We start from the raw sequence: 23466 nt of genomic DNA on the forward strand, positions 1-23466 counted from the left end.
TCAACGAAATTGGAAAATTAAAATACCAGATGACGTTGTAGCAGGAGTGACGCGGCTTGCCAACAGGCTCAGAAGGAAAACAGCGATTTGGATGTAAAGTGATCCATAAACGTAGCGGCCAATTTTGTCATTTTTATGACAAATACAAATAATTACCATTATTTAAACTTTCTCTTACTTTGTCATAAATCTTTCATCTCCAAACGATAAAACTCTCTGCGTTTTTTAACGGAATACTTTCCGATTAAATTTTAGCGCGAATACACTATTGGGATGAAAAATGAAGAAAAGCACATTGGCAGTAATGGTATTGGGTTTTCTGGCATCATCAACATATTCGCATGCAGCGGAAATTTATAATAAAGATGGCAACAAACTCGACCTTTACGGAAAAGTAAAAGCTGAACACTATCTAAGTGATAACAAGTCTGTAGATGGCGATCAGTCTTATGTACGTATCGGTTTTAAAGGTCAGACACAAATTAATGACCAATTAACGGGTTTTGGTCAGTGGGAATATCAAGTTGCTGCTAACAAAATTGAAGGTGATGCGAATACAACCAAAACTCGTCTGGCGTTTGCAGGGTTAAAAGCAGGTGATATTGGTTCCTTCGATTATGGCCGTAACTACGGCGTTCTTTATAACATCGCCTCTTACACCGATATGATGCCTGAGTTTGGTGATGACTCTTACACTAAAACCGATAACTTCATGACGGGCCGTGCAAACGGTGTGGCAACCTATCGTAATAACACCTTCTTTGGTCTGGTTGATGGCCTGAAACTTTCCTTGCAGTACCAGGGGAAAAACGAGAATGACGGGCGTGCGACCAGTAAGCAAAACGGTGACGGTTTTGGTACTTCCTTGTCTTATGACATTGCTGATACTGGCCTGACTATTGGTGCGGGTTACTCTAACTCCAACCGTACTTTGGCACAGAAAAACCTGGCCGTGGGCACTGGTGATAATGCCGAAGCCTGGACCACTGGTTTGAAATACGATGATCACAATGTTTATCTGGCAGCAATGTATGCAGAAACACGTAATATGACACCCATTTCCGGCACTGCATCTATTAATGGTGTAAACAGAAGCATTAGTGGTTTCGCAAATAAAAACCAGGCGTTCGAAGTTATTGCACAATATCAATTTGACTTTGGTCTACGCCCTTCTTTGGGTTATGTCCAGTCTAAAGGTAAGGATATTGAAGGTGTGGGTGATGCGGATTTGGTTAAATATATTGATATTGGTGCCACGTATTACTTCAATAAAAACATGTCAGCTTTTGTTGATTACAAAATTAACCAACTGAGCGACGACAATGCCCTAAATCTGAACAGCGATGATGTTGTCGCATTAGGTTTAGTTTATCAGTTCTAAGATTCGGGTAAAAAAAAAGTCCCCACCTGGCCGGTGGGGACTTTTTTTATGCTGATAACTTTACCGGTTTTTCCGTAAAATCTTGTGCCGGAACTAATCCAAGACCCAATGTACTTAATAACTCACGCAAGCGCTCATGGAAACCACGCAGTGTTTGCTCAAGTCTTTCATCCACTTCTTTATCTTTCGCGGCCGTCGCAGTCCATTTACCGTCTTTGTCGAACAGACCAAACTGCCAGGTATAGGTAAATTGTTTTTCCTGAGCTTCCAACTCCATCCACCAGCCCCAGAATTCACGTTTCTCTGGTGCAGGCTTCACATTGACGCACACAGCCAGGCAATCGAAGAAGAAACGGTTATCTTCACATTGCTCTTCCCGGATATATGGGCCAAGCGAGGCAAATTTTTTAATCAATCTACTTTTCGGGTGTCCACTTGGTAACGTCATTCCGATCTCCTGTTGTGAAGCATCTGTTTTACCAAACCAATGAAATTTAGCAAATCATTAACGTAATCTCTGCTTGATCCATCCGGTAATTTCTTTCAGAGCTTTGTCAAAGTTTTGATACACCGGGTTAAACGGTATAGCTAACAACTTACCATCCGCAGATGACGAAGTAATTAATCGGGAATCGTCTTCCGGGCTGAACGGATCATTCGCCCAGTAACCAGATAACATCGGTGTTGGACAATGACGCCCCAATAGACCCTGTGTTTTTAACGAGTAGCGGTTTAACTCCACACGTAACGCGTTGTCAGATGCATCGTGCATTCCCAGGCGGCTCGCCAGCACATCAATATACATCTCTGGAACCTGAGCCTGGCGTGATGCATCACTCAATAAACTGTGAACAACCGGCCCAAGACATGCGACGGCTTTCAAACGAGGTGCTTCGATATACCCCAAACGCACTGCAACATTTGCACCGAATCGGAAACCGAACGCCGCCACACGGGTGTGGTCAATCCAGGGGATGTTGGGTAGAGCTTTTAAAACATGCTGGTGTAAAAGACTAGAATCCTGAGTCAGTTTCCATTTTGAAGAAAATCCGACCGACGGCATATCGATGGTTAACATCGCGATACCTTCAGGTGCAAAATATTTCTCAAACAACGTGTAATAATCGCTTTGCAGCGCATCCAAACCTCCACAAATTAGCACCGTCGGGAATGGACCGTCACCTTCTTTAGGAACATGGAGGAACCCAGTGATTGCACCACCACCTGGAATAGCAAACTCCAATTCACGCAAGCCGCCGGAAAGACGTGGCGCAGCTTCTTCATAGGCACGGTTTGCCAGAACTTGCGCCTGTTCTGCCAGTTGGTCGCCTTTCAGGTGCGGATAGGCGGCAATGCTGTAAAGATTGGCAGCCTGTAGCCAATATTTTCCACTAAGAACTATATCTGTTTCCTGATTGGCCCGCTGCTGCCAAAGCATTGCTTGCTTCGACCATTCAAAAATCCAGTTGCCGCTGCGATAACCGACCACGGTATCAAACAGACTGTCATTGGTACGTTCTGCTGTATTAACCGTAATGCGAGCTTGCACCTCAAGGATTTCGCGTGGATCGACACCACGCCATACCCACAGCAGGCGGTTAATCATTCGATACCAGTGAGGGACAGATTTACCATCCAGCGCAGACTGGATAACGGGGGCAGTTTGATGTTGAGCACGACGAACTAAAGTCGACGTCTCGGGATGTTTAAATCGGGGTTTAAATAGCGTTTCGCTAAGATTGGCCTGTACCATCGCTTCTGCCTCCATACAAACGTCAGGAATGCAGCTATTGTACTCTGTCGGCAACTAAATAACACAAACGCCCGGCGATGCCGGGCGTAAATCAGTGCATATTCTCAGGCTATTAACGACCAGCCAACGGTGGTACAAACACCACGCCCATATCCCACGGCTGCTCAATCCAGGTGTCCTGAGGGATATCAACGACGTAATCGTCAACCAACGGCTGGCCAGCAGGCTTAGCGAAGATCGTAACGAAATGCGCTTTTGGATACATTTCACGGATAGCCACTGCGGTGCCACCGGTATCAACCAGGTCATCAATAACGATGAAGCCTTCACCGTCACCTTCAGCACGTTTCAGCACGGTCAGTTCACGCTGGTTGTCGTGGTCATAGCTGGAGATGCAAACGGTATCAACATGACGAATCCCCAGTTCACGTGCCAGCAGTGCGCCAGGAACCAGGCCACCACGGCTAACGGCAATAATGCCTTTCCACTGTTCAGCAGGAAGCAGACGGCTTGCCAGCTTACGCGCGTGAATCTGCAACATGTCCCAGGTGACGATGTATTTTTCGCTCATGTGAAATTATCCCAGCCAGTTATTAACGGCTTAAAAATGTTCAAAGGGGTTTTGGTTGCGCGAGATTATAGAGATCTGGCGCACTAAAAACCAGTGCTGTAGGCTCGCCGCTTTCGTTTTTAGGTGCTTTTGATCGTCATAACGTTAGTTAAAGTGGTATTCTCAGGCCAGCACACAATGCTTACTTGTGGTGTATTTCATTTAGATCAATCCTGGTCTCTGTTAACCAATATGGTCTGCAGAGTCGATGTCAAGGAGACTTATCGTGTCTGAATTGTCTCAATTATCTCCGCAACCGCTGTGGGATATTTTTGCCAAAATCTGTTCCATTCCGCACCCTTCTTATCATGAAGAACAACTTGCGGAACATATTCTGTCCTGGGCAAAAGAAAAAGGCCTACATGTAGAGCATGACCAGGTCGGTAATATCCTGATCCGTAAACCTGCGACAGCGGGCATGGAAAACCGTAAAGCGGTGGTCCTGCAGGCTCACCTGGATATGGTGCCGCAGAAAAATAACGACACTGTCCATGATTTCACCAAAGATCCGATTCAACCGTATATTGACGGTGAGTGGATCAAAGCACGCGGTACGACGCTGGGCGCTGATAATGGTATTGGTATGGCGTCCGCACTGGCAGTGCTGGCCGATGATTCGGTATCTCATGGCCCATTAGAAGTTCTGCTGACCATGACCGAAGAAGCGGGAATGGATGGGGCTTTTGGTCTGCAAGCGGGCTGGTTACAAGCTGATATTCTGATTAACACCGATTCTGAAGAAGAAGGTGAGATCTATATGGGCTGTGCAGGTGGGATTGATTTTATCTCCACGCTGCCACTGCAACGCGAAGAGATTCCTGCCGGTTACGAAACATTTAAGTTGACCATCAAAGGCCTGAAAGGCGGTCACTCCGGTGGTGAAATCCATCTGGGTCTGGGCAATGCAAACAAATTGCTGGCTCGCTTCCTGTTTGCTCACACAGCAGAACTGGATGCTCGTCTGATTGATCTGAACGGCGGTACACTGCGTAACGCGATTCCACGTGAAGGCTTTGCTACTCTGGCTGTTCCGGCAAACAAAGCTGCACAGCTGAAGTCGTTGTCAGATGAATTCCTGTCGATTCTGAAAAATGAACTGGCGGCAGTCGAGAAAAACGTCACTGTACTGCTGGATTCAGTCACCACAGACAAGAAAGCACTGACAGCGAAAAGCCGTGACACTTTCCTGAGCCTGCTGAACGCCACGCCAAACGGTGTCATCCGTAATTCCGACGCAGTTAAAGGTGTTGTGGAAACCTCACTGAACGTGGGTGTGGTCACAATGAATGATGAAAGTGCAGAAATCATCTGCCTGATTCGTTCATTGATTGATAGCGGCAAAGACTATGTCGTTGGCATGCTTCACGCTCTGGGTCAGCTTGCTGGCGCACAAACCGTGGCCAAAGGCAGCTATCCTGGCTGGCAGCCGGATGCAAACTCACCGGTAATGCACCTGGTGCGTGAGACTTACCAAAAACTGTTCAACAAGACCCCTAACATCATGGTCATCCATGCGGGTCTGGAATGTGGTCTGTTTAAAAAACCTTACCCGGATATGGATATGGTTTCTATTGGGCCGACCATCACAGGTCCACACTCTCCGGATGAACAAGTTCATATCGAAAGCGTAGGCCAATACTGGATTCTGCTGACAGAATTGCTGAAAGCTATTCCAGTTAAGTAAGTTCTAAACGCCCTCCCCCTAACCCTCTCTCCCAGGAGAGGGAACTTGTTTGGTTTTCTCCTTCTCCTGAGGGAGAACGCCGGGATGAGGGCTTTTTTTATAGCCCCAACACCAATTGGCGCTCCATCTGCGGGTCCAGTAAAGTCACATGTAACCCCACCAGCCTGACTCCCCGCCCTCCTCGCCGTTCTTCCCACGTTTGCTTCGCAATAGCGATTAAATCGGCTTTATTCAGCTGAGGCCAGACATGTTCCTGAGTCGTTTGCTGGAAATCATTAAACTTAAGTTTGATACCCTGGCGGGCAATCAATAAATCAGGTTTTACCTTTTTCAAACGGCGTTCAAGTTCAGGATAGAGTTGCTCAATAATAGCCTCACACTCCTGCCACTGATGAATATCTTCCGCGAGTGTTTTTTCAACTCCGACAGATTTACGTTGCCGCTCATTGTTAATCTCGCGTTCATCTATACCCTGACTACGCTCCCACAGTACACGGCCAAATTTGCCAAACCGCTTGAGTAACGAAGCTAAATCCGTTTTCTGCACATCGGCACAGGTGCGCAACCCAAGGCTTTCCAGTTTGCCCGCTGTAACTTTCCCTACGCCGGGGATTTTTCCAAGCGGTAAGGTTTGCAAAAATGCTGGAATCTCCTCGGGAGTGATCAAGAACTGCCCGTTAGGTTTATTGAGGTCAGAGGCAATTTTGGCGAGGAATTTAACCGGTGCAATACCAGCCGATGCGGTGAGATTAAGTTCATCTGAAATAGTCTGGCGAATTTCCCTGGCCATGAGAGTTGCAGAACCATGGCAGTTCGGGCTATCAGTGACATCCAGATAAGCCTCATCAAGTGACAGCGGTTCGATAAGCGTTGTGTAGCGGCTAAAAATTTCCCGGATATGATTTGAAGCTTCTTTGTAAGCATCAAAACGTCCAGGAAGCAGTGTCAGATGTGGGCATAACTTGAGAGCCATTGCAGTCGACATCGCGCTGTGCACACCAAATTTTCTAGCGGGATAATTTGCCGTACTAATGACACCGCGCCTTTTCGCACTACCTCCAATAGCTATCGGAATATCCCGCAGAGTTGGGTTATCACGCATTTCTACGGCGGCAAAAAAGCAGTCCATATCGACATGAATGATTTTACGCATACTTGTTCGCACCAGTTATATTACTGGATAAGTATACAGTTAAAATAATTAAGGAGGAAAGTCTTCAATGGAAAGAAAACCTCCCGACGATGCGGGAGGTTTTACTGGTTTACAGGATGCGGTTCTGCTGAAGTTTTGCTTGCCGCTCAGCCCTTGCGATACGCTTCTTACGAGCATCACAGGGTTCAGGGCAGTTACAAACTTTCTCCATGCCTAACGCGGCAATACCACCACAGCTACCCTGAAGCGATTTGCGCTTCACAATAACGCCCAGTGACATTCCAAAGATCACCAGTAGAAAAATAACGAAGGTGGCTAAAAATACTGTCAGCATAAACGCTCCTGTCAGCCGCCAAAGTCATCTAGCATGATGTTGTCATCCTCAACACCCAAATCTTTGAGCATTTTGATAACCGCGGCATTCATCATAGGTGGCCCACACATATAGAACTCACAATCTTCTGGTGCCGGATGGCTACGAAGATAGTTTTCAAGCAATACGTTGTGGATGAAGCCGGTGTAACCAGTCCAGTTGTCTTCTGGTTGCGGATCTGAGAGCGCCACATTGAACGTGAAGTTCGGGTTTTCCTGAGCCAGTTTTTCAAACTCTTCTTCGTAGAACATCTCACGCGAAGAGCGAGCACCGTACCAGAAACTCATTTTTCGCGTGCTATGAAGACGTTTAAGCTGGTCAAAAATGTGTGATCGCATTGGTGCCATACCTGCACCACCGCCGATGAACACCATTTCAGCGTCCGTCTCTTTAGCAAAGAACTCACCAAATGGACCGGATATTGTCACTTTGTCGCCCGCTTTTAACGACCATATATATGAGGACATAATCCCCGGAGGCGCATCAGGCACATTCGGCGGCGGAGTAGCGATACGCACGTTCAGCATGATAATGCCTTTCTCATCTGGATAGTTAGCCATTGAGTAAGCGCGAACGCATGGCTCTTTAACCACCGACTTGAAGCGGAACAGATTAAACTTATCCCAGTCGCCACGGTATTCCTGAGGAACATCGAAGTCCTGGTAGTTAACCTCATGCGGTGGACTTTCAATCTGGATATAGCCACCAGCACGGAACGGCACAACATCACCATCAGGGATACGCAGTTTGAGCTCTTTAATGAAGGTGGCTTTGTTATCATTAGAGATAACTTCACACTCCCATTTCTTAACACCAAAGATCTCCTCTGGCAGCTCAATTTTCATGTCCTGCTTAACAGCAACCTGGCAGGCAAGACGGCAACCTTCTTTCGCTTCACGCTTGGTGATATGCGAAAGCTCAGTAGGCAGAATATCACCACCGCCCTCTTTTACGGTCACGCGGCATTGCCCGCAAGAACCACCGCCACCACAAGCCGAGGAGATGAAAATCCCCTGACTTGAGAGTGTGTTGAGCAGCTTATCACCCGCGGGTGCATGAAACTGTTTGTCTGCTTCGTTGTTAATCTCAATCAGCACATCGCCGGAGTTAACGAGCTTTGACTTGGCAAACAAAATCAACAGCGCCAGAGCCAAAACAATTAGCGTGAACATCACCACGCCAAGAATAATTTCCATACGTTTTCGCCCTTATAGCTGCACACCGGAGAATGACATAAAGCCCAGTGCCATCAATCCAGTGGTGATAAAGGTAATTCCTAAGCCACGCAATCCTGCGGGCACATTGGCATATTTCATCTTCTCGCGGATCCCTGCCATCGCGACAATTGCCAGCATCCAACCCACACCTGAGCCGATACCATAAACAATTGATTCACCGAAGCTATAGTCACGCTGCACCATAAACGACACGCCACCAAAGATCGCGCAGTTAACGGTGATGAGCGGCAGGAAGATACCTAACGCGTTGTAGAGAGCCGGGAAGAAACGATCGAGGATCATTTCGAGGATTTGTACCAGAGCGGCGATCACACCAATGAAGGTAATGAAGTTAAGGAAGCTAAGGTCAACACCTTCGACCAGCGCGCCGTCACGAAGAATCAGGTTATAAACAAGATTGTTCGCCGGAACGGCAATCCCTAAAACAACGGTCACCGCTACACCCAAACCGAATGCAGTGGAGACTTTCTTAGACACCGCCAGGAAGGTGCACATACCAAGGAAGAACGCGAGCGCCATGTTCTCAATAAACACTGCGCGAACAAACAGACTAATCATATGTTCCATAATCAGTTAGTCCTTTTCCTGTTGCGCAGGCTTAAGCGTACGCAAGGCCCAGATAAGCAGGCCGATAATAAAGAACGCACTTGGCGCGAGCAGGAACATACCGTTTGGCTGATACCAACCACCGTTCTGCACCGTTTCCAGTACCGTGATACCAAACAATTTTCCACTACCAATGAGTTCACGCAGGAAGCCAACCAGCAGCAATATCACACCATATCCCAAGCCATTACCGATGCCATCCATGAAGCTTGCCAACGGTGGCGACTTCATGGCGTAAGCTTCAGCACGCCCCATAACGATACAGTTAGTGATGATCAGGCCGACGAAGACCGAAAGCTGCTTGGAAATCTCGTAGGCGTAAGCACGCAGAATCTGATCCACAACGATAACCAACGAAGCAATGATCGCCATCTGCACGATGATTCGCACACTGTTTGGGATCAGATTGCGGATCATCGAAATGAACATGCTGGAAAATGCCGTTACCACGGTTACTGCGATGGTCATAACGAATGCAGTTTCCAGTTTCGTGGTCACTGCCAGCGCCGAACAGACCCCGAGTATTTGCAAGGCAATCGGGTTGTTATCCACCAAAGGACTCACCAGTACCCGTTTGACCTCTTTCATGTCTGAAATATCAGCCATTGTTGAGCGCTCCTTCACGAACGTGTTTCAGGAACGGGCCAAAACCAAGTTCACCCATCCAGAAATCAAAAGTGTGTTGTACCCCGTTTGCCGTCAGTGTGGCACCGGATAAACCATCTACCCCATACTCATCCCCCTGACGTGCACCACCTTTCACTAAGCGGATCGCTGGCTGCCCATTGTCATCAAGCAGTTTTTTACCAATCCACTGCGCACGCCAGTTCGGGTTTTCAACCTCACCACCCAGACCTGGGGTCTCACCCTGATCATAGTAAGTAATGCCTTTTACCGTACGGCCATCGGTTTGCAGAGAAACAAAGGCATACATCATCGACCACAAGCCTTTGCCATAAACTGGCAACACGACTTCCTGCACTTTATTTTGCTCATCACGCACCAGATAAATTTCGACGATATTGCTGCGCTGCTTTATCCCGGCACGGTCGTCACTTGAATCAAGCGTGATGCTCTGTGTTGGATCACGGAGTGCTGCAGCCTGGTCAAATTTTGAGGAATTTTTATCCAGTAGTTCACCACTCTTTAGGTCTAACAAGCGCGGTGTAATGCGTGACTCATAGATTGATTTGACATCTTCGCCGGTCATTTTGGGTGTTGCTAAGCCTGCAACATCCAGGATGTTACGTTGCTTATCGAGCGCTTTCTGCTCTTGCTGGCGAGCTTTAAGCCCTACAGCCGAGCCTGCCACCACGACGGAACACACCAGGCAAAGCACCAGCACCACCAGCAGTGTTCTGCCGATGCTATCGTTACTTTTCACTTCAGCCACGCGACTTCCTCCGCTTGATATTGGCCTGCACCACCAGGTAATCGAACAGTGGCGCAAAGAGGTTGGCGAACAAGATCGCCAGCATCATCCCTTCTGGATAGGCTGGGTTGACGACACGAATCAAGACACACATCACCCCGATGAGTGCCCCGTACCACCATTTACCTTTGTTGGTAAACGAGGCAGAAACAGGGTCGGTCGCCATGAACATCATGCCGAAGGCAAAACCACCCAGCACCAGGTGCCAGTACCACGGCATAGCAAACAGCGGGTTAGTTGCAGAACCGATGAAGTTAAACAGGGTGGCTGTCGCAATCATGCCGAGCATTACCCCCGCGACAATGCGCCAGGAAGCCACGCGGCCAAACAGAATAATCGCACCGCCAATCAGAATCATCAGTGTTGAAACTTCACCAATCGAACCAGGAATGTTGCCAAGGAAAGCATCCATCCATGTGACAGGTTGACCGGTTCCTACATTCACCAGGCCTTCGCTACCGCCGTTCGCCCACTGGGAAAGAGGAGTTGCACCTGAGAAACCATCTGCCGCAGTCCACACCAAATCACCTGAAATCTGCGCAGGGTATGCGAAGAACAGGAAGGCGCGGCCAGCTAATGCCGGGTTTAGGAAGTTACGGCCTGTTCCACCGAAGATCTCTTTAGCGATAACCACACCGAAAGTGATACCGAGTGCGGCTTGCCAAAGTGGTAGCGTTGGAGGAACCACCAGCGCAAACAGAATAGAAGTGACAAAAAAGCCTTCGTTAACTTCATGTTTGCGGATGATCGCAAACATGACTTCCCAAAAACCACCCACCAAAAATACAGTGATGTAGATTGGCAGGAAGAAGACCGCCCCGAGGGTCATCATGCTGAGCCAGCCAGCATCCGGCGTAAAGTTCACTCCGAGCCATTGGGCAACAACATAATGCCAGTCAGATGAAATCACCTGTTGGAGATGTTCTGCACCGTACATTTTGTTCAGTGCGGGAATGGTTTGTAGCCCGACGTTGTACATACCCCAGAACATGGCTGGGAATACCGCAAACCACACCAGGATCATCATGCGTTTCAAATCGATAGCATCACGAACATGGGAAGCTCCAGGCGTAACGATGCCTGGTGTATAGAACAATGTCGCCGTAGCTTCAAAGAGTGGGTAGTATTTTTCTAGCTTTCCGCCTTGAGTGAAATGCGGCTCTAGTTTTTCAAATAAATGCTTCAAGCCCATGACTTATCCTTCCTGCTCGATGCGGGTTAACACCTCGCGTAGCACTGGACCGTATTCATACTTCCCAGGGCAAACATAGGTACAAAGCGCTAAATCTTCTTCATCCAGCTCCAGACACCCCAACGCCTGAGCGCTGTCGGTATCCCCCGCCAGTAAATCGCGCAATAACATCGTTGGCAGAATATCCAGCGGCATCACACGTTCATAGTTGCCGATTGGCACCATTGAGCGCTCACCACCATTGGTATCTGTTGAGAAGTTAAAGAGTTTCCGCTTCAGGAAGTGGCCGACGGTGGTACGGGTAATTGAATATTTATCAGCACCCGGCATAACCCAACCAAATAGCTCTTTTTCACGCCCTTCTTTCAGCACGGTAACCTGCAGGTGGAAACGACCAAGCCAGGCTAGCGGACCAGCAGCCATTGTTCCACTTAACACCGAACCCGAAACAACGCGGTTTTCGCCTTCTTCCAGCTCACCCGCCGTAAGCACATCGAGCGAAGCACCCAGGCATGTGCGAATCAGGCGCGGCTTTTTAACCTGCGGGCCAGCTAACGCAATAACGCGTTCGGTCCACACCTCGCCTTCCACGAACAATTTGCCAATGGCAATCACATCCTGGTAATTCAGGTGCCAGACCATTTTTTGCAAACTAACCGGTTCGAGGAAGTGGATGTGTGTGCCCACTAACCCAGCGGGATGAGGGCCAGCAAACTCATTGAAAGTCACTTGCCCAACAGGATGACCACCGAGCTTACCGCCCCCCGCCTGACAGACGTGGACTTTGCCATCTGTCAATCGGGATAGCAGGGTTAAACCGGCGTCAAACATTTCGCGGTGGGCGCGAATAATGGGTTGTGGGTCAGCCGCCAGCGGATTGGTGTCGATAGCGGTGACAAAAATGGCGGCAGGAACGCTTGCGGGTTGTGGGGCTTTGCTGAATGGACGAGTCCGCAGCGCAGTCCACAAACCGGAAGCTAATAATTGCGACTGAACGGTCTCACGCGGCAGTTTGGCAAGGCTGTCTGGTGCAAAACGTTCGAAAACGACCTGCTCATCACCTTGAACCTCAATAACCAGAGATTGCAGCACTCGACGCTCGCCACGGTTAATCGCTTTTACCGTTCCACTTGCAGGTGCAGTAAAGAGTACGCCTGGGTTCTTTTTATCTTCGAAGAGTGGCTGGCCTTTCAATACCTTGTCGCCCTCTTGCACCAGCATAGAAGGACGCATGCCCACATACTCTTCACCGAGCAGGGCCACTAAGGGTATCGCTGGGCCGTCATGAATTTGCTGTTCCGGCAAACCGGCAATAGGCAAATCCAGACCTTTTTTGATTTTTATCATAAGGTTATCACGTTTAAAATTGGCTTAAACATACCGACAAAAACTGTAGCCGACAACGGATGGGTCGAAACAGGGTTCAACCGATGCGACACATAAGGCAGATTAAAAATGGAAACGCATCCGTTCACTATTGCGAGAGGGAGTGCTAAGTCGCCCTTATGATCGGGACAACTGACTTATGGATAGTTTCCGTTCTAATCCGCAGGTCAACATTCGCGGGGGATTTTAGCATCAATAGGGTCTGGAATGGCGAGAAATCGACACTCCGATATGCAGCAATGCGAGCTGTTACGCAAAAAGTTAACTTACAGGGTTTATCTATTATCAGATAAACGTTAGATATGTTGCTAAATGCTTCGTATCAAGCTTGCGAAAATTCATAACGGTGCTAATGTTGAGCGCTCCTAATCCAGAGCATTCTGATTTCGGGTCTCTTATTTTGCCGTCCTGGCATTTGGTATAAGTCTTATCAAGGAATAAAGCAGTATGCGTAAGATCGCACTCATTATTGCGATGCTTCTGATACCGTGCATGTCGTTTGCCAGCTTATTGAGCGGCAATACGTCAACCACGCCTGTCAGCAAAGAATTCAAGCAACAACTTATGGGCTCTCCTGTTTATATTCAGATATTTAAGGAAGAGCGCACACTAGAGCTATACGTAAAGATGGGCGAACAGTTCCAACTGCTCGACAGCTATAGCATCTGTAACTATTCCGGTGGGTTAGGTCCAAAACAGCGTCAGGGTGATTTTAAGAGTCCTGAAGGTTTTTATAACGTGACCCGCAACCAGCTCAAACCTGATAGCCGCTTTTATAAAGCCATTAACATCGGCTTCCCAAATGAGTTTGATCGCTCACATGGTTATCAAGGCCAATATCTGATGATTCACGGTGCTTGCGTGTCTGTTGGCTGCTATGCCATGACTGACAGCAACATTGATGAGATTTTCCAGTTTGTTACCGGGGCACTGGTGTTCGGTCAGCCAAGCGTGCAAGTTAGCATTTATCCGTTCCGCATGACTGACGCCAATATGGAACGCCACAAGTATTCGTACTACATCAACTTCTGGAAACAACTGAAGCCGGGCTATGACTACTTTACGGCAAATCACCAGCCACCAGGCGTTTCTGTTATCAGCGGTAATTACGTGATTAGTAAGCCGGTTGTGCCAACGACACAACCACAGCTGGCATCAAACTACGCGCTCCCCGAGACAAAATAATTCCGACTCACCTGGTGCAATCTTGTGCCAGGTTTCGTTTCCTGTCAGAGGTTGAGTCGCGATGACCGTGACCACATCATTGAGTGTGGTCTCTTCCTGAAAATCGATTTCCACATCCTGGTCCAACAGTTTTGCCACGCCAAAGGGTGCCCGTCGGGTTATCCAGTACAGGTTCGTGGAACAGAACGCCATCACGTAGCGCCCATCCGACAACAACATATTAAACACACCTTTCTCGCGCAATTGCCCCGCAAGTTCGGTGATGTAACGGAACACTGCCTGCATATTGCCAGGCGTTCGTGGATAACGTTGTGTCAGCTTATGCAGCAGCCAGCAAAATGCTTGTTCACTGTCAGTTTCACCGATTGGACGGAACGGCCCGGTATCAAGAGAGCGATGTCCTTTAAGCTGGCCATTGTGGGCATAAGTCCAGTTACGGCCCCATAGTTCACGCGTAAACGGATGGGTATTCTCGAGCGCCACTTTACCGCGGTTTGCCTGACGAATATGTGCGACTACTGAACAGGATTTGATCGGATAATCCTGCACAAGTTTAGCAATGGGTGAATTAAAGCTGGGTTGCGGATCTTTGAACGTGCGGCAACCTTTACCTTCATAAAAGGTAATTCCCCAGCCATCTTTATGTGGCCCTGTTCCACCCCCACGCTGTACCAACCCAGTAAAACTAAAGCAAATATCCGTTGGTACGTTGGCGCTCATCCCGAGCAGTTCGCACATATTAACCTCCCACTACTCATTCTTTTGTTTTCACCTTCTCCCTGGGAAGAAGGCAGGGATGAGGGCGACCCGAACCTGAGGACAAACTCAATATTCAGGTGCCATCTTTTCCCCCTCACCCTAACCCTCTCCCTGATGGAGAGGGAACAAGATCAGGCAGAACTTAAGCTTTAACCATCTCTTTTTCGATAAGCTGGATCAGGATGTGAATCACTTTAATGTGAATTTCCTGAATGCGGTCAGCGTAACCAAAGTGCGGAACGCGAATTTCAACATCCGCAGTGCCATCCATTTTGCCACCGTCTTTCCCGGTCAGGGTAATGACTTTCATGCCTTTCGCACGCGCAGCTTCAATGGCTTTAATCACGTTGCCGGAATTACCTGAAGTGGAGATCCCCAGCAGCACGTCACCTTCACGCCCAACCGCTTCAATGTAACGAGAGAATATATACTCGTAGCCAAAATCGTTGCTCACACAAGAGATGTGGCTGACATCAGAAATAGCGATTGCCGGGTAGCCTGGGCGGTTTTCACGGTAGCGACCTGTCAGTTCTTCAGCAAAGTGCATTGCATCGCAATGTGAGCCGCCGTTACCGCATGACAGCACTTTGCCGCCTGCTTTGAAGCTATCAGCCAGCAGTACTGCTGCACGCTGAATCGCGTGAATGTTAGCGTCATCTTTCAGGAAGTTAGCCAGTGTTTCTGCTGCTTCATTCAATTCGTTACGAATAAGATCCTGGTACATGAGGATGTCCTTCAGCATTTTTCGATTGATTAACCCAAGCAGTTTACCGGATAGCGCGAGAAGCGCCATAACCTCCTTCTTTTGCGGTTCTGTGCGGTAACAATGTGAGCAAGGTTGTAATTATTTTGTGAACATATTGCTAAAAAAAACCACATGAACTAAAACCAATACATCCAAGTGGTCAGACCTCCTACAAGCAAGGGAGTTTCCTATATGTTGATTTTGAGTATTGTTGCAACGGTTGTTCTCCTCGGTGTGCTTTTCTATCACCAGGTCAATTTACTGCTCAGTAGCGCAATTTTGCTGGTGTGGACGGCAGCGCTTGGTTTCGCCGGTATCTGGTCAATCTGGGTGCTCGTTCCGCTGGCGATAATTCTGGTGCCGTTCGTCTTTACACCAATGCGTAAATCTTTAATTTCCGCTCCGGTATTCCGTAGCTTCCGTAAAGTCATGCCGCCAATGTCACGTACCGAAAAAGAGGCTATCGACGCCGGTACAACCTGGTGGGAAGGTGACTTGTTCCGCGGTAAACCAGACTGGGAAAAACTGCATAACTACCCGCAGCCAAAACTGACTGAAGAAGAACAAGCCTTTATCGATGGCCCGGTTGAAGAAGCCTGCCGCCTGGCGAATGACTTCCAAATCACACACGAAATGGCAGATTTACCGCCAGAGTTGTGGGCTTATTTAAAAGAACATCGCTTCTTCGCGATGATCATCAAGAAAGAGTACGGCGGCCTGGAGTTTTCTGCTTACGCGCAATCTCGCGTACTGCAAAAACTGTCTGGTGTTTCCGGCATTCTGGCGATTACCGTAGGTGTGCCTAACTCATTAGGTCCAGGCGAACTGCTGCAACATTACGGTACTGAAGAACAGAAAGATCATTACCTGCCACGCCTGGCTCGCGGGCAAGAAATCCCTTGCTTTGCATTAACCAGCCCAGAAGCCGGTTCTGATGCAGGCGCGATTCCTGATACCGGCGTGGTTTGCATGGGCGAATGGCAAGGTCAGCAAGTTCTCGGCATGCGTCTGACCTGGAACAAGCGCTACATCACGCTGGCACCTATTGCCACTGTTCTGGGGCTGGCATTTAAATTGTCGGATCCGGACCATTTGCTGGGCGATGAAGAAGAACCAGGCATTACCTGTGCGTTAATTCCAACTCACACTCCGGGAGTGGAAATTGGTAAACGCCACTTCCCGCTCAATGTGCCATTCCAGAACGGTCCAACTCGCGGTAAAGACATTTTCGTACCGATTGATTACATCATCGGTGGTCCGAAAATGGCCGGTCAGGGCTGGCGTATGCTGGTGGAATGTCTGTCCGTTGGCCGCGGTATTACACTGCCTTCCAACTCTACCGGTGGTTTGAAATCTGTGGCGATGGCAACGGGTGCTTATGCTCATATCCGCCGTCAGTTCAGAATCTCTATCGGCAAAATGGAAGGGATTGAAGAGCCACTGGCACGTATCGCGGGTAACGCGTATGTGATGGATGCAGCCGCTTCACTGGTGACCTACGGCATCATGCTTGGCGAAAAACCAGCGGTTCTGTCTGCCATCGTGAAGTATCACTGTACCCATCGTGGCCAACGCGCCATTTTGGATGCGATGGATATTGTCGGCGGCAAAGGCATTATGCTGGGCAATTCTAACTTTGTGGCACGAGCTTATCAGGGCGCACCTATCGCCATTACCGTGGAAGGTGCAAACATCCTGACTCGCAGCATGATTATCTTCGGCCAGGGTGCTATTCGTTGCCATCCGTATGTTCTGGATGAAATGACGGCGGCGCAAAACAATGACGTTAACGCGTTCGATAAGTTGTTGTTCAAACATATCGGCCACGTCGGCAGTAACAAAATGCGCAGCCTGTGGCTGGGTCTGACCAACGGCCTGACCAGCGCCACACCGACTAACGATTCAACCAAACGCTACTATCAGTATATGAACCGGCTGAGTGCCAACCTGGCGTTGCTGTCGGATGTATCGATGGCCGTATTAGGCGGTAGCCTGAAGCGCCGTGAACGTATCTCGGCTCGTCTGGGTGATATTCTGAGCCAGCTGTACCTCGCTTCTTCAGTACTGAAACGTTATGACGACGAAGGCCGTAACGAAGCGGATCTGCCGCTGGTTCACTGGGGCGTTCAGGATGCGTTGTATCAGGCAGAACAGGCGATTGACGATCTGCTGCGTAACTTCCCGAATGCGTTCGTGGCTGGCATGTTGCGTGTGGTTATCTTCCCACTTGGCCGCCGTTACGATGCACCATCGGACAAGCTGGATCATAAACTGGCGAAGATCATGCAGATCCCATCAGCGACACGTTCACGCATTGGTCGCGGTCAGTATCTGACGCCAAGCGAGTTCAACCCGGCAGGTCTGCTGGAAGAAGCACTGATGGACGTAATGGCTGCCGAGCCAATCCATCTGCGCATCTGCAAAGAAACCGGGCATAACCTGCCATTCACTCGCCTGGATGAACAAGCGAAACAGTGGCTGGCGGAAGGCAAAATCAACGCAGACGAAGCGGCGATCCTTACCAAAGCCGAAGCAAGCCGTCTGCGCAGTATTAATGTCGATGAGTTCGAACCGGAGGAGCTGGCAACCATGCCAGTAAAGGTGCCGGAAAAGCATCGTAAGATTGAAGCCGCATAACACTCGATAGTTTAAAAAACCCCGTTCGCGGGGTTTTTTATTGCCCAACAAAAGGCAGTTAACTCATGCTAAAGTGAATGAAAGACTGTTTATCATGAGGCTTCCGATTGTGTCTGGTTTGAAAATTACCGTTCTGCAACAACCGCTAGTCTGGATGGATGGCGCAGCCAACTTACGTCAGTTCGATGTGCTGTTAGATGGCATTCATGGCCGTGACCTGATTGTCTTGCCGGAAATGTTCACCACCGGTTTTGCCATGGAAGCCGCCACTCAGTCGCTCGCCGAAGAGGAAGTGATTGACTGGATGCAGTTTAAAGCCCAGCAAACGCAGGCGATGATTGCCGGAAGCGCAGCGCTGCAAACTGAACGCGGACCGGTGAACCGTTTTCTTCTTGTTCAGCCGGACGGCAAAGTCCATTTCTACGATAAACGTCATTTATTCCGCATGGCGGATGAGCATCATCATTATCAGGCGGGTGAAGAGCGCGTTGTGGTCGAATGGCGTGGCTGGCGTATTTTGCCGCAGGTCTGTTATGACTTGCGTTTCCCGGTATGGTCACGCAATCGCAACGATTATGACTTAGCCCTCTATGTCGCAAACTGGCCAGCACCGCGTTCGCTGCACTGGCAAAGTTTGCTGATCGCTCGTGCGATTGAAAACCAGGCGTATGTTGCTGGCTGTAACCGTGTCGGCACTGATGGAAACGGGCATCATTACCGTGGCGACAGCAAAATTATTAACCCGCAAGGCGACATTCTGGCAAATGGTGAAGCCCATAAAGCGATGCGCCTGGATGCCGATTTGTCGCTGATTGCCTTGCAGGAATACCGTGAGAAATTCCCTGCCTGGCAGGATGCCGATCCGTTTATCCTTTAGTATTAGCTTCCCCGATACGTCGACCACGACCACGGGGAAATCAAAAATGGCAGGTGATAATGCCCGCCATTTTGCGTAATCACGAAATCGATTTGCGCGGAGGGATACAACGTTTCTCTGTTCGTCGCCGCAAAATACTGGCCGATTTCTGCAGTCAGACGATAGCGCCCTGCCGCTAATGGCGATTGAGTGAAACCCTTCAAACGCCCATCAACATCCGTAACACCCTGAGCGATAATTACCCAGGTTTCTGCGTCCTGTTGTTCCAGGCGAATCACCACATTGACCGCCGGTTTTCCCAACGCAGTATCCAGAATATGCGTACTCAATTGGCTCATTGTGCAAACACTCCTTCCAGACGCAACAAGGTGATTTGGCGTAGTTGTTCCAGAGCTTCCACTTCTTCTTCCACGGCGGAGTTTTTCAGGCGGCGGTAGAGTTCACCCAGAATTTCTTCACCGCAGCGCCCCTTGGCGCGAATCAAAAACACGCGCCCAAACCGCGCTTCGTATTCGGCATTTCCCTGCGCCAGAGCCACAATTAACGCACTCTTTTGCCCATCAACAGCGGATTGTTCATTTTTTGAAAGCGCCGCTTCTTTGCTGTTGCCTTGCGCCTTTTCGCCAATCCGTGGATGGGCGCTCAGCGCCTGATTCAGCTCAGTCGTTCCCCAGTCATCGGTCAATTGCGCAGCATAATGCTGCAACACGTCGATGGCTGAAAATGGCCGCGCAGCCACTAAATGCTCAGCCCACGCGGGTATCGCAACGCATGGCGTGATAAGGCTAAGCGCTTCATGCTCTGGCGCTTCGTTAAATTCTGCCAAAACATTTTTCGCAGCCAGCGCGATCACCGTTTGCGTATAAGCCTGCACTGCCTGCATCACATCCGCTTCCATCACCGACTCAGCCGGATGGTGGCTGATCCCGCGGTCACAACGCACAAACAACATGCCTGAAGGCCAGCATTCAGCAACCGCAATGGCATCATGCCCTGCCCCACTTGGCAGCGACAAACTGCGCCCTTGCACCGTAGTAATTGCGGAACTTAGCTGCTGCTGTAAATGAACATCACATGGCGTCGCCGGAATCGAATAATAGGTTTCAGCACTGAACGCAACTTCACGCGAGGCGGCGATTTTATCGGCCTCGTTTAAGAGATTTTCCAGCAACGCTTCGAGGTCAGAATCTCGCGGGCTGCGGATATCCAGAGTGAGTTGAACTTCACCGGGGATGACATTCGCCGCACCGGGTAAACATTGTAGCGACCCGATAGTGGCGACAATGTCTGGGGCATAAGCGCGCGCTGCACTTTCAACGAAGGTCATCCAGGCCACCGCCGCCGCAAGCGCATCTTTACGAATCACCATTGGCACCGTGCCTGCATGCCCTGCTTCACCCGTGAAGCGGCACTTTAAACGACGAGCGCCGTTGATGGCTGTTACCACGCCGAGTGCCAGGTTTTCACGCTCCAGCACCGGCCCTTGTTCAATGTGTAACTCAAGATAAGCGCTGAATTCTTCCGGGCGACGTGCCGCACTGTGAATCCGCGACGGATCAATACCTGCATTCACTAACGCCTGAGCAACACTGATTCCCGCGGCATCTTCAGAGGCTAGCCAATTATCCGGCCATGTTCCGGTAATCCCACGGCTCCCCAACAACGTGATACCAAAACGCGTCCCTTCTTCATCAGCAAAGCCGACGATTTCAATCGCCTGCTCAAGCTGGAGATCGTGCTGATACAAGAAGGCGACAACTTCCAGTGCGCTTAACACCCCTAACATGCCATCGTAACGCCCGGCATTGCGCACGGTATCCAGATGTGACCCTAGCAAAATCGCCTGAGCACCTTCTCTTGCACCTTCGTAGCGCCCGCAAATATTCCCTACCGCATCCTGCCAGGTGGTCATTCCGACCTGTTCCATCCAACTGGCGACCAAATGGTTGGCACGTAAATGTTCGGTTGAAAGGTAGACACGCGTTAACTGGCCCGGGGTTTCGCTAATTTGCGCCAGCTCATCTGCTCGCTGCATGACGCGTTTCGCCGCCTGACTTGCCTGTGCGGCATTCATCGCAAGTTTTACCATCAGCGATTTTCCTGAGAATAGACATCCCACGCCGCCTGCATTGCAGCCCCTTGCGTCGTTTTAAAACCGAGGCGATTCAAGACGGCTTCAAGCGCGGTCAGCGTTTGCAGCACGCAATCTTTACGCGCGTTATAACCCATGGTGCCAATGCGCCAGATTTTGCCTTGTAGCGGGCCAAATGAGGTGCCGATTTCGATATGGAAATCATCCAGCAGCATTTTGCGCACTTCTTCGCCGTGGACGACAGATGGGATCACCACGCCCAGTACGTTATTCATTTTATGTTGCAGATCGCCGAAGGTTTCCAGACCCATGCCCTGAATCCCGGCCACCAGCGCACGTCCGTGCAACTCGTGGCGAGCGATGCCCACATCCAGACCTTCTTCGAGAATAATGCGCGCGCATTCACGTGCGGCGAACAGCATGCTGGTGGCTTCAGTATGGTGGTTGAGGCGTTCCGGTCCCCAGTAATCCATCACCATGCCGAGATCGAAATAATTCGAGTAGATCATTTCGTCATCGCCATCCTGGTGTGCAGAGGTGCGGATCCCTTCTTCGATACATTTACGGCGGCGAATCACTTGTTCCATTTGCGGGCTGAGAGTGATGGGAGAACTACCAGATGGGCCGCCAAGGCATTTTTGCAGCCCCGCCGAAACGGCATCTAATCCCCATGCGTCGGTTTCCAGCGCGTTGCCGCCAAACGAAGCGGTCGCATCGGTATAGAACAACACGCCGTGGCGGCGGCAGATTTCGCCCAGTTCAGCCAATGGCTGCAACATAGTCGTAGAAGTGTCGCCCTGAACGGTCAGCAGTAAACGGGGTTTAACACTTTTGATAGCATCTTCGATTTGGTCAGGCGTAAACACTTCGCCCCACGGCACTTCAATGGTGTGAACTTCAGCGCGGCAGCGGCGGGCAATTTCACATAGCAGATGACCAAAACGCCCAAACACCGGCACCAGCACTTTGTCACCAGGCCGAATAGCCGAAAGTAGAATTGCTTCAATGCCGGAACGGGAAGTGCCGTCTACCAGCATCGTCCAGCGGTTTTGGGTACGGAAAAGCTCGCGATACAGCACCATCACTTCATTCATATAGCCGGTCATGACCGGGTCATATTGCCCAATCAACTGGCTCGCCATGGCGCGTAATACACGCGGATCGGCATTAATGGGTCCCGGCCCCATCAATAAACGATGAGGTGGATTAATTTGCGTGAAGTGCTGAATATCGAACATGGCATTTCCTTTTATTCTGCGTGAAACAAAAGATTCTTTATTGAAATATTCTGCAACTAATGTGCCACCAATTTTTGTGAAAGACAAAAGAAGAAAAGAGACAGATGACATACCTCTTCGTAGGTCGGATAAGCAGCAGCGTCATCCGACAAAAGCGGCGAAAATGGTGGATGACGCTGCCGCTTATTCACCCTACAAAAACCCGTTCACTGACTCTTCATCTCTGAACCAGAATGGTTCCCATGATGCGTGCAAACGCACCACTAAAGTGCATTACCGTTGTTCCAGTTCATCAAACTCAGAATACAACTCAGCAATATGATGAATACGCTGGCGACCGGTGGTTAGCGCCTCGTGGAGTACCGCATTAGACAACAAGTTCACCAGGCTCATCGCGCTGCTATAGCTATCAAAAGCTGAAACGCTATCAAGCGGTGCTGCAAAGTGCCAGCGGCAGAATGGCGTAAGACCTGAGCCTTGCGCTTCGCTCATTACCAGCAACGGTATCTGGCGCTTATGCAGGTTTGCCAGCAATGGCTTGATAATTCTCGGCCTTCTGCGAAACGCGATAGCAATAACGCAATCCTGCTCACTGATATCCACCACTTCTTCTGCCAGCGTCTGGCCCGGTTGCGGCAGTAACCAGACATCGTTGCGAGTCTGCAATAACTGTTGGCGCAAATGCGTCGCCACTGGCCATGAATTCCTTAAGCCAATGATGAAGATACGTTTTGAGGTATTAATCGCACTCACGACATCGGCAAATTGCTGCGTATCCAGCAGGCTAACCCACTGCGTCAGGTTGGCCATTTCTTGCTTATAATGTCGTGCTAATAAGGTGTTTCCCTGCACTGCATCACGGTTTTCTGTCAGCGGCATTCCGCTCTGGCGCAAGGTACGTAACTCTTCACGCATATCTTTGTAACGGTCATAGCCCAAACGCTTAAATAAACGGCTAACCGTGGCTTTTGATACGCCAGAAAGGCGAGCAAGTTCCGCGCTGTTGTAGCTAATCAGGTCGTCAAAATGATCGAAAATAAATGTGGCAACACGTTGTTCTTGCGGAGAAAGCTGCTCATATGTCGCTCTTAAACGCTCATCTAATTGTTTCATTATGACCTCTGT

At 49.6% G+C, this 23466-nt stretch carries 22 protein-coding genes and 1 pseudogene; 5 read left to right on the forward strand and 18 right to left on the reverse strand.

Annotation, left to right across the window (positions count from 1 at the left end):
• Nucleotides 1-280 precede the first annotated feature (280 nt).
• Nucleotides 281-1381 (forward strand): porin, encoded by a 1101-nt coding sequence (locus MNO13_RS19395; protein WP_064549281.1) that lies wholly within the window; start codon nucleotides 281-283, stop codon nucleotides 1379-1381.
• A 46-nt stretch (nucleotides 1382-1427) separates the two neighbouring features.
• Here the strand turns inward: MNO13_RS19395 and crl are convergent, their stop codons facing one another.
• The 3 genes from crl to gpt form a co-directional block, all read right to left on the reverse strand.
• Nucleotides 1428-1829: a sigma factor-binding protein Crl gene (gene crl, locus MNO13_RS19400; RefSeq protein WP_064549283.1), complete on the reverse strand. Its 402-nt coding sequence runs from the start codon at nucleotides 1827-1829 to the stop codon at nucleotides 1428-1430.
• Nucleotides 1830-1886: 57 nt separating this feature from the next.
• Nucleotides 1887-3134, reverse strand: coding sequence for an esterase FrsA (gene frsA, locus MNO13_RS19405; RefSeq protein ID WP_064549285.1), 1248 nt, complete (start codon nucleotides 3132-3134; stop codon nucleotides 1887-1889).
• Between the two features lie 112 nt (nucleotides 3135-3246).
• Nucleotides 3247-3705 (reverse strand): xanthine phosphoribosyltransferase, encoded by a 459-nt coding sequence (gene gpt / locus MNO13_RS19410; protein WP_064549286.1) that lies wholly within the window; start codon nucleotides 3703-3705, stop codon nucleotides 3247-3249.
• A gap of 265 nt (nucleotides 3706-3970) precedes the next feature.
• On the opposite strand from gpt, the gene pepD reads away from it, so the two are divergent.
• Nucleotides 3971-5428: a cytosol nonspecific dipeptidase gene (gene pepD, locus MNO13_RS19415; protein WP_241939152.1), complete on the forward strand. Its 1458-nt coding sequence runs from the start codon at nucleotides 3971-3973 to the stop codon at nucleotides 5426-5428.
• A gap of 97 nt (nucleotides 5429-5525) precedes the next feature.
• On the opposite strand, the gene dinB is transcribed toward pepD, so the two are convergent.
• The 8 genes from dinB to MNO13_RS19455 form a co-directional block, all read right to left on the reverse strand.
• Nucleotides 5526-6581 carry a DNA polymerase IV gene (dinB, locus tag MNO13_RS19420; RefSeq protein WP_064549288.1) on the reverse strand — a complete coding sequence of 352 codons (1056 nt, stop codon included), beginning with the start codon at nucleotides 6579-6581 and terminating at the stop codon, nucleotides 5526-5528.
• A gap of 109 nt (nucleotides 6582-6690) precedes the next feature.
• Nucleotides 6691-6915: a (Na+)-NQR maturation NqrM gene (gene nqrM / locus MNO13_RS19425; protein ID WP_064549290.1), complete on the reverse strand. Its 225-nt coding sequence runs from the start codon at nucleotides 6913-6915 to the stop codon at nucleotides 6691-6693.
• 11 nt (nucleotides 6916-6926) lie between these two features.
• On the reverse strand, nucleotides 6927-8150 hold the full coding sequence (gene nqrF / locus MNO13_RS19430; protein WP_064549291.1) for an NADH:ubiquinone reductase (Na(+)-transporting) subunit F: 1224 nt from the start codon (nucleotides 8148-8150) through the stop codon (nucleotides 6927-6929).
• A gap of 12 nt (nucleotides 8151-8162) precedes the next feature.
• Complete coding sequence (gene nqrE / locus MNO13_RS19435) at nucleotides 8163-8759, reverse strand: NADH:ubiquinone reductase (Na(+)-transporting) subunit E (RefSeq protein WP_064549293.1); 597 nt, start codon at nucleotides 8757-8759, stop codon at nucleotides 8163-8165.
• A gap of 6 nt (nucleotides 8760-8765) precedes the next feature.
• Nucleotides 8766-9404 carry an NADH:ubiquinone reductase (Na(+)-transporting) subunit D gene (locus MNO13_RS19440; RefSeq protein ID WP_081908371.1) on the reverse strand — a complete coding sequence of 213 codons (639 nt, stop codon included), beginning with the start codon at nucleotides 9402-9404 and terminating at the stop codon, nucleotides 8766-8768.
• Complete coding sequence (locus MNO13_RS19445; protein WP_064549295.1) at nucleotides 9397-10191, reverse strand: Na(+)-translocating NADH-quinone reductase subunit C; 795 nt, start codon at nucleotides 10189-10191, stop codon at nucleotides 9397-9399. The genes MNO13_RS19440 and MNO13_RS19445 overlap by 8 nt, the downstream gene beginning before the upstream one ends.
• Nucleotides 10184-11422, reverse strand: coding sequence for an NADH:ubiquinone reductase (Na(+)-transporting) subunit B (locus tag MNO13_RS19450; protein ID WP_241939153.1), 1239 nt, complete (start codon nucleotides 11420-11422; stop codon nucleotides 10184-10186). The genes MNO13_RS19445 and MNO13_RS19450 overlap by 8 nt, the downstream gene beginning before the upstream one ends.
• A 3-nt stretch (nucleotides 11423-11425) precedes the next feature.
• Nucleotides 11426-12769 (reverse strand): Na(+)-translocating NADH-quinone reductase subunit A, encoded by a 1344-nt coding sequence (locus MNO13_RS19455; protein WP_064549299.1) that lies wholly within the window; start codon nucleotides 12767-12769, stop codon nucleotides 11426-11428.
• A 486-nt stretch (nucleotides 12770-13255) separates the two neighbouring features.
• Between MNO13_RS19455 and dpaA the strand changes: the two genes are divergently transcribed.
• Complete coding sequence (gene dpaA, locus MNO13_RS19460; RefSeq protein WP_064549301.1) at nucleotides 13256-13993, forward strand: peptidoglycan meso-diaminopimelic acid protein amidase; 738 nt, start codon at nucleotides 13256-13258, stop codon at nucleotides 13991-13993.
• Here the strand turns inward: dpaA and MNO13_RS19465 are convergent.
• Together MNO13_RS19465 and lpcA are read right to left on the reverse strand one after the other, a co-directional pair.
• Nucleotides 13964-14731: a class II glutamine amidotransferase gene (locus MNO13_RS19465; protein WP_064549303.1), complete on the reverse strand. Its 768-nt coding sequence runs from the start codon at nucleotides 14729-14731 to the stop codon at nucleotides 13964-13966. The two genes, dpaA and MNO13_RS19465, sit on opposite strands and share 30 nt — an antisense overlap.
• A gap of 163 nt (nucleotides 14732-14894) precedes the next feature.
• Nucleotides 14895-15476 (reverse strand): D-sedoheptulose 7-phosphate isomerase, encoded by a 582-nt coding sequence (gene lpcA, locus MNO13_RS19470; protein WP_064516752.1) that lies wholly within the window; start codon nucleotides 15474-15476, stop codon nucleotides 14895-14897.
• Nucleotides 15477-15689: 213 nt separating this feature from the next.
• Between lpcA and fadE the strand changes: the two genes are divergently transcribed.
• Both fadE and MNO13_RS19480 read left to right on the forward strand, forming a co-directional pair.
• Entirely contained in the window at nucleotides 15690-18134 is a 2445-nt protein-coding gene (gene fadE / locus MNO13_RS19475) for an acyl-CoA dehydrogenase FadE (RefSeq protein ID WP_121814252.1), read from the forward strand.
• Between the two features lie 109 nt (nucleotides 18135-18243).
• On the forward strand, nucleotides 18244-19011 hold the full coding sequence (locus MNO13_RS19480) for an amidohydrolase (RefSeq protein WP_064549306.1): 768 nt from the start codon (nucleotides 18244-18246) through the stop codon (nucleotides 19009-19011).
• 2 nt (nucleotides 19012-19013) lie between these two features.
• Here MNO13_RS19480 and uraH read toward each other — a convergent pair whose 3' ends face one another.
• The 5 genes and pseudogenes from uraH to MNO13_RS19505 form a co-directional block, all read right to left on the reverse strand.
• Nucleotides 19014-19349, reverse strand: coding sequence for a hydroxyisourate hydrolase (gene uraH / locus MNO13_RS19485; RefSeq protein WP_121814253.1), 336 nt, complete (start codon nucleotides 19347-19349; stop codon nucleotides 19014-19016).
• On the reverse strand, nucleotides 19346-19864 hold the full coding sequence (gene uraD, locus MNO13_RS19490) for a 2-oxo-4-hydroxy-4-carboxy-5-ureidoimidazoline decarboxylase (RefSeq protein WP_241940087.1): 519 nt from the start codon (nucleotides 19862-19864) through the stop codon (nucleotides 19346-19348). The genes uraH and uraD overlap by 4 nt, the downstream gene beginning before the upstream one ends.
• A pseudogene (hpxK, locus tag MNO13_RS19495) lies at nucleotides 19847-21100 on the reverse strand (allantoate amidohydrolase); the annotation flags it as partial. The pseudogene hpxK and the gene uraD, both read right to left, overlap by 18 nt.
• On the reverse strand, nucleotides 21100-22341 hold the full coding sequence (locus MNO13_RS19500; protein ID WP_064549310.1) for a pyridoxal-phosphate-dependent aminotransferase family protein: 1242 nt from the start codon (nucleotides 22339-22341) through the stop codon (nucleotides 21100-21102). The pseudogene hpxK and the gene MNO13_RS19500, both read right to left, overlap by 1 nt.
• Nucleotides 22342-22614: 273 nt before the next feature.
• Complete coding sequence (locus MNO13_RS19505) at nucleotides 22615-23454, reverse strand: MurR/RpiR family transcriptional regulator (RefSeq protein ID WP_232886192.1); 840 nt, start codon at nucleotides 23452-23454, stop codon at nucleotides 22615-22617.
• Nucleotides 23455-23466 lie beyond the last annotated feature (12 nt).

The organism is Buttiauxella ferragutiae, assembly GCF_022637515.1.
GTDB classification, from domain to species: Bacteria; Pseudomonadota; Gammaproteobacteria; order Enterobacterales; family Enterobacteriaceae; genus Buttiauxella; species Buttiauxella ferragutiae.

Excerpts from the sequence above, each read along its gene's own strand:
- MNO13_RS19395 (WP_064549281.1), top strand. The coding sequence starts at position 281 with ATGAAGAAAAGCACATTGGCAGTAATGGTATTGGGTTTTCTGGCATCA.
- crl (WP_064549283.1), bottom strand. The coding sequence starts at position 1,829 with ATGACGTTACCAAGTGGACACCCGAAAAGTAGATTGATTAAAAAATTT.
- frsA (WP_064549285.1), bottom strand. The coding sequence starts at position 3,134 with ATGGTACAGGCCAATCTTAGCGAAACGCTATTTAAACCCCGATTTAAA.
- gpt (WP_064549286.1), bottom strand. The coding sequence starts at position 3,705 with ATGAGCGAAAAATACATCGTCACCTGGGACATGTTGCAGATTCACGCG.
- dinB (WP_064549288.1), bottom strand. The coding sequence starts at position 6,581 with ATGCGTAAAATCATTCATGTCGATATGGACTGCTTTTTTGCCGCCGTA.
- nqrM (WP_064549290.1), bottom strand. The coding sequence starts at position 6,915 with ATGCTGACAGTATTTTTAGCCACCTTCGTTATTTTTCTACTGGTGATC.
- nqrF (WP_064549291.1), bottom strand. The coding sequence starts at position 8,150 with ATGGAAATTATTCTTGGCGTGGTGATGTTCACGCTAATTGTTTTGGCT.
- nqrE (WP_064549293.1), bottom strand. The coding sequence starts at position 8,759 with ATGGAACATATGATTAGTCTGTTTGTTCGCGCAGTGTTTATTGAGAAC.
- MNO13_RS19440 (WP_081908371.1), bottom strand. The coding sequence starts at position 9,404 with ATGGCTGATATTTCAGACATGAAAGAGGTCAAACGGGTACTGGTGAGT.
- MNO13_RS19450 (WP_241939153.1), bottom strand. The coding sequence starts at position 11,422 with ATGGGCTTGAAGCATTTATTTGAAAAACTAGAGCCGCATTTCACTCAA.
- MNO13_RS19455 (WP_064549299.1), bottom strand. The coding sequence starts at position 12,769 with ATGATAAAAATCAAAAAAGGTCTGGATTTGCCTATTGCCGGTTTGCCG.
- dpaA (WP_064549301.1), top strand. The coding sequence starts at position 13,256 with ATGCGTAAGATCGCACTCATTATTGCGATGCTTCTGATACCGTGCATG.
- MNO13_RS19465 (WP_064549303.1), bottom strand. The coding sequence starts at position 14,731 with ATGTGCGAACTGCTCGGGATGAGCGCCAACGTACCAACGGATATTTGC.
- lpcA (WP_064516752.1), bottom strand. The coding sequence starts at position 15,476 with ATGTACCAGGATCTTATTCGTAACGAATTGAATGAAGCAGCAGAAACA.
- fadE (WP_121814252.1), top strand. The coding sequence starts at position 15,690 with ATGTTGATTTTGAGTATTGTTGCAACGGTTGTTCTCCTCGGTGTGCTT.
- uraH (WP_121814253.1), bottom strand. The coding sequence starts at position 19,349 with ATGAGCCAATTGAGTACGCATATTCTGGATACTGCGTTGGGAAAACCG.
- MNO13_RS19500 (WP_064549310.1), bottom strand. The coding sequence starts at position 22,341 with ATGTTCGATATTCAGCACTTCACGCAAATTAATCCACCTCATCGTTTA.
- MNO13_RS19505 (WP_232886192.1), bottom strand. The coding sequence starts at position 23,454 with ATGAAACAATTAGATGAGCGTTTAAGAGCGACATATGAGCAGCTTTCT.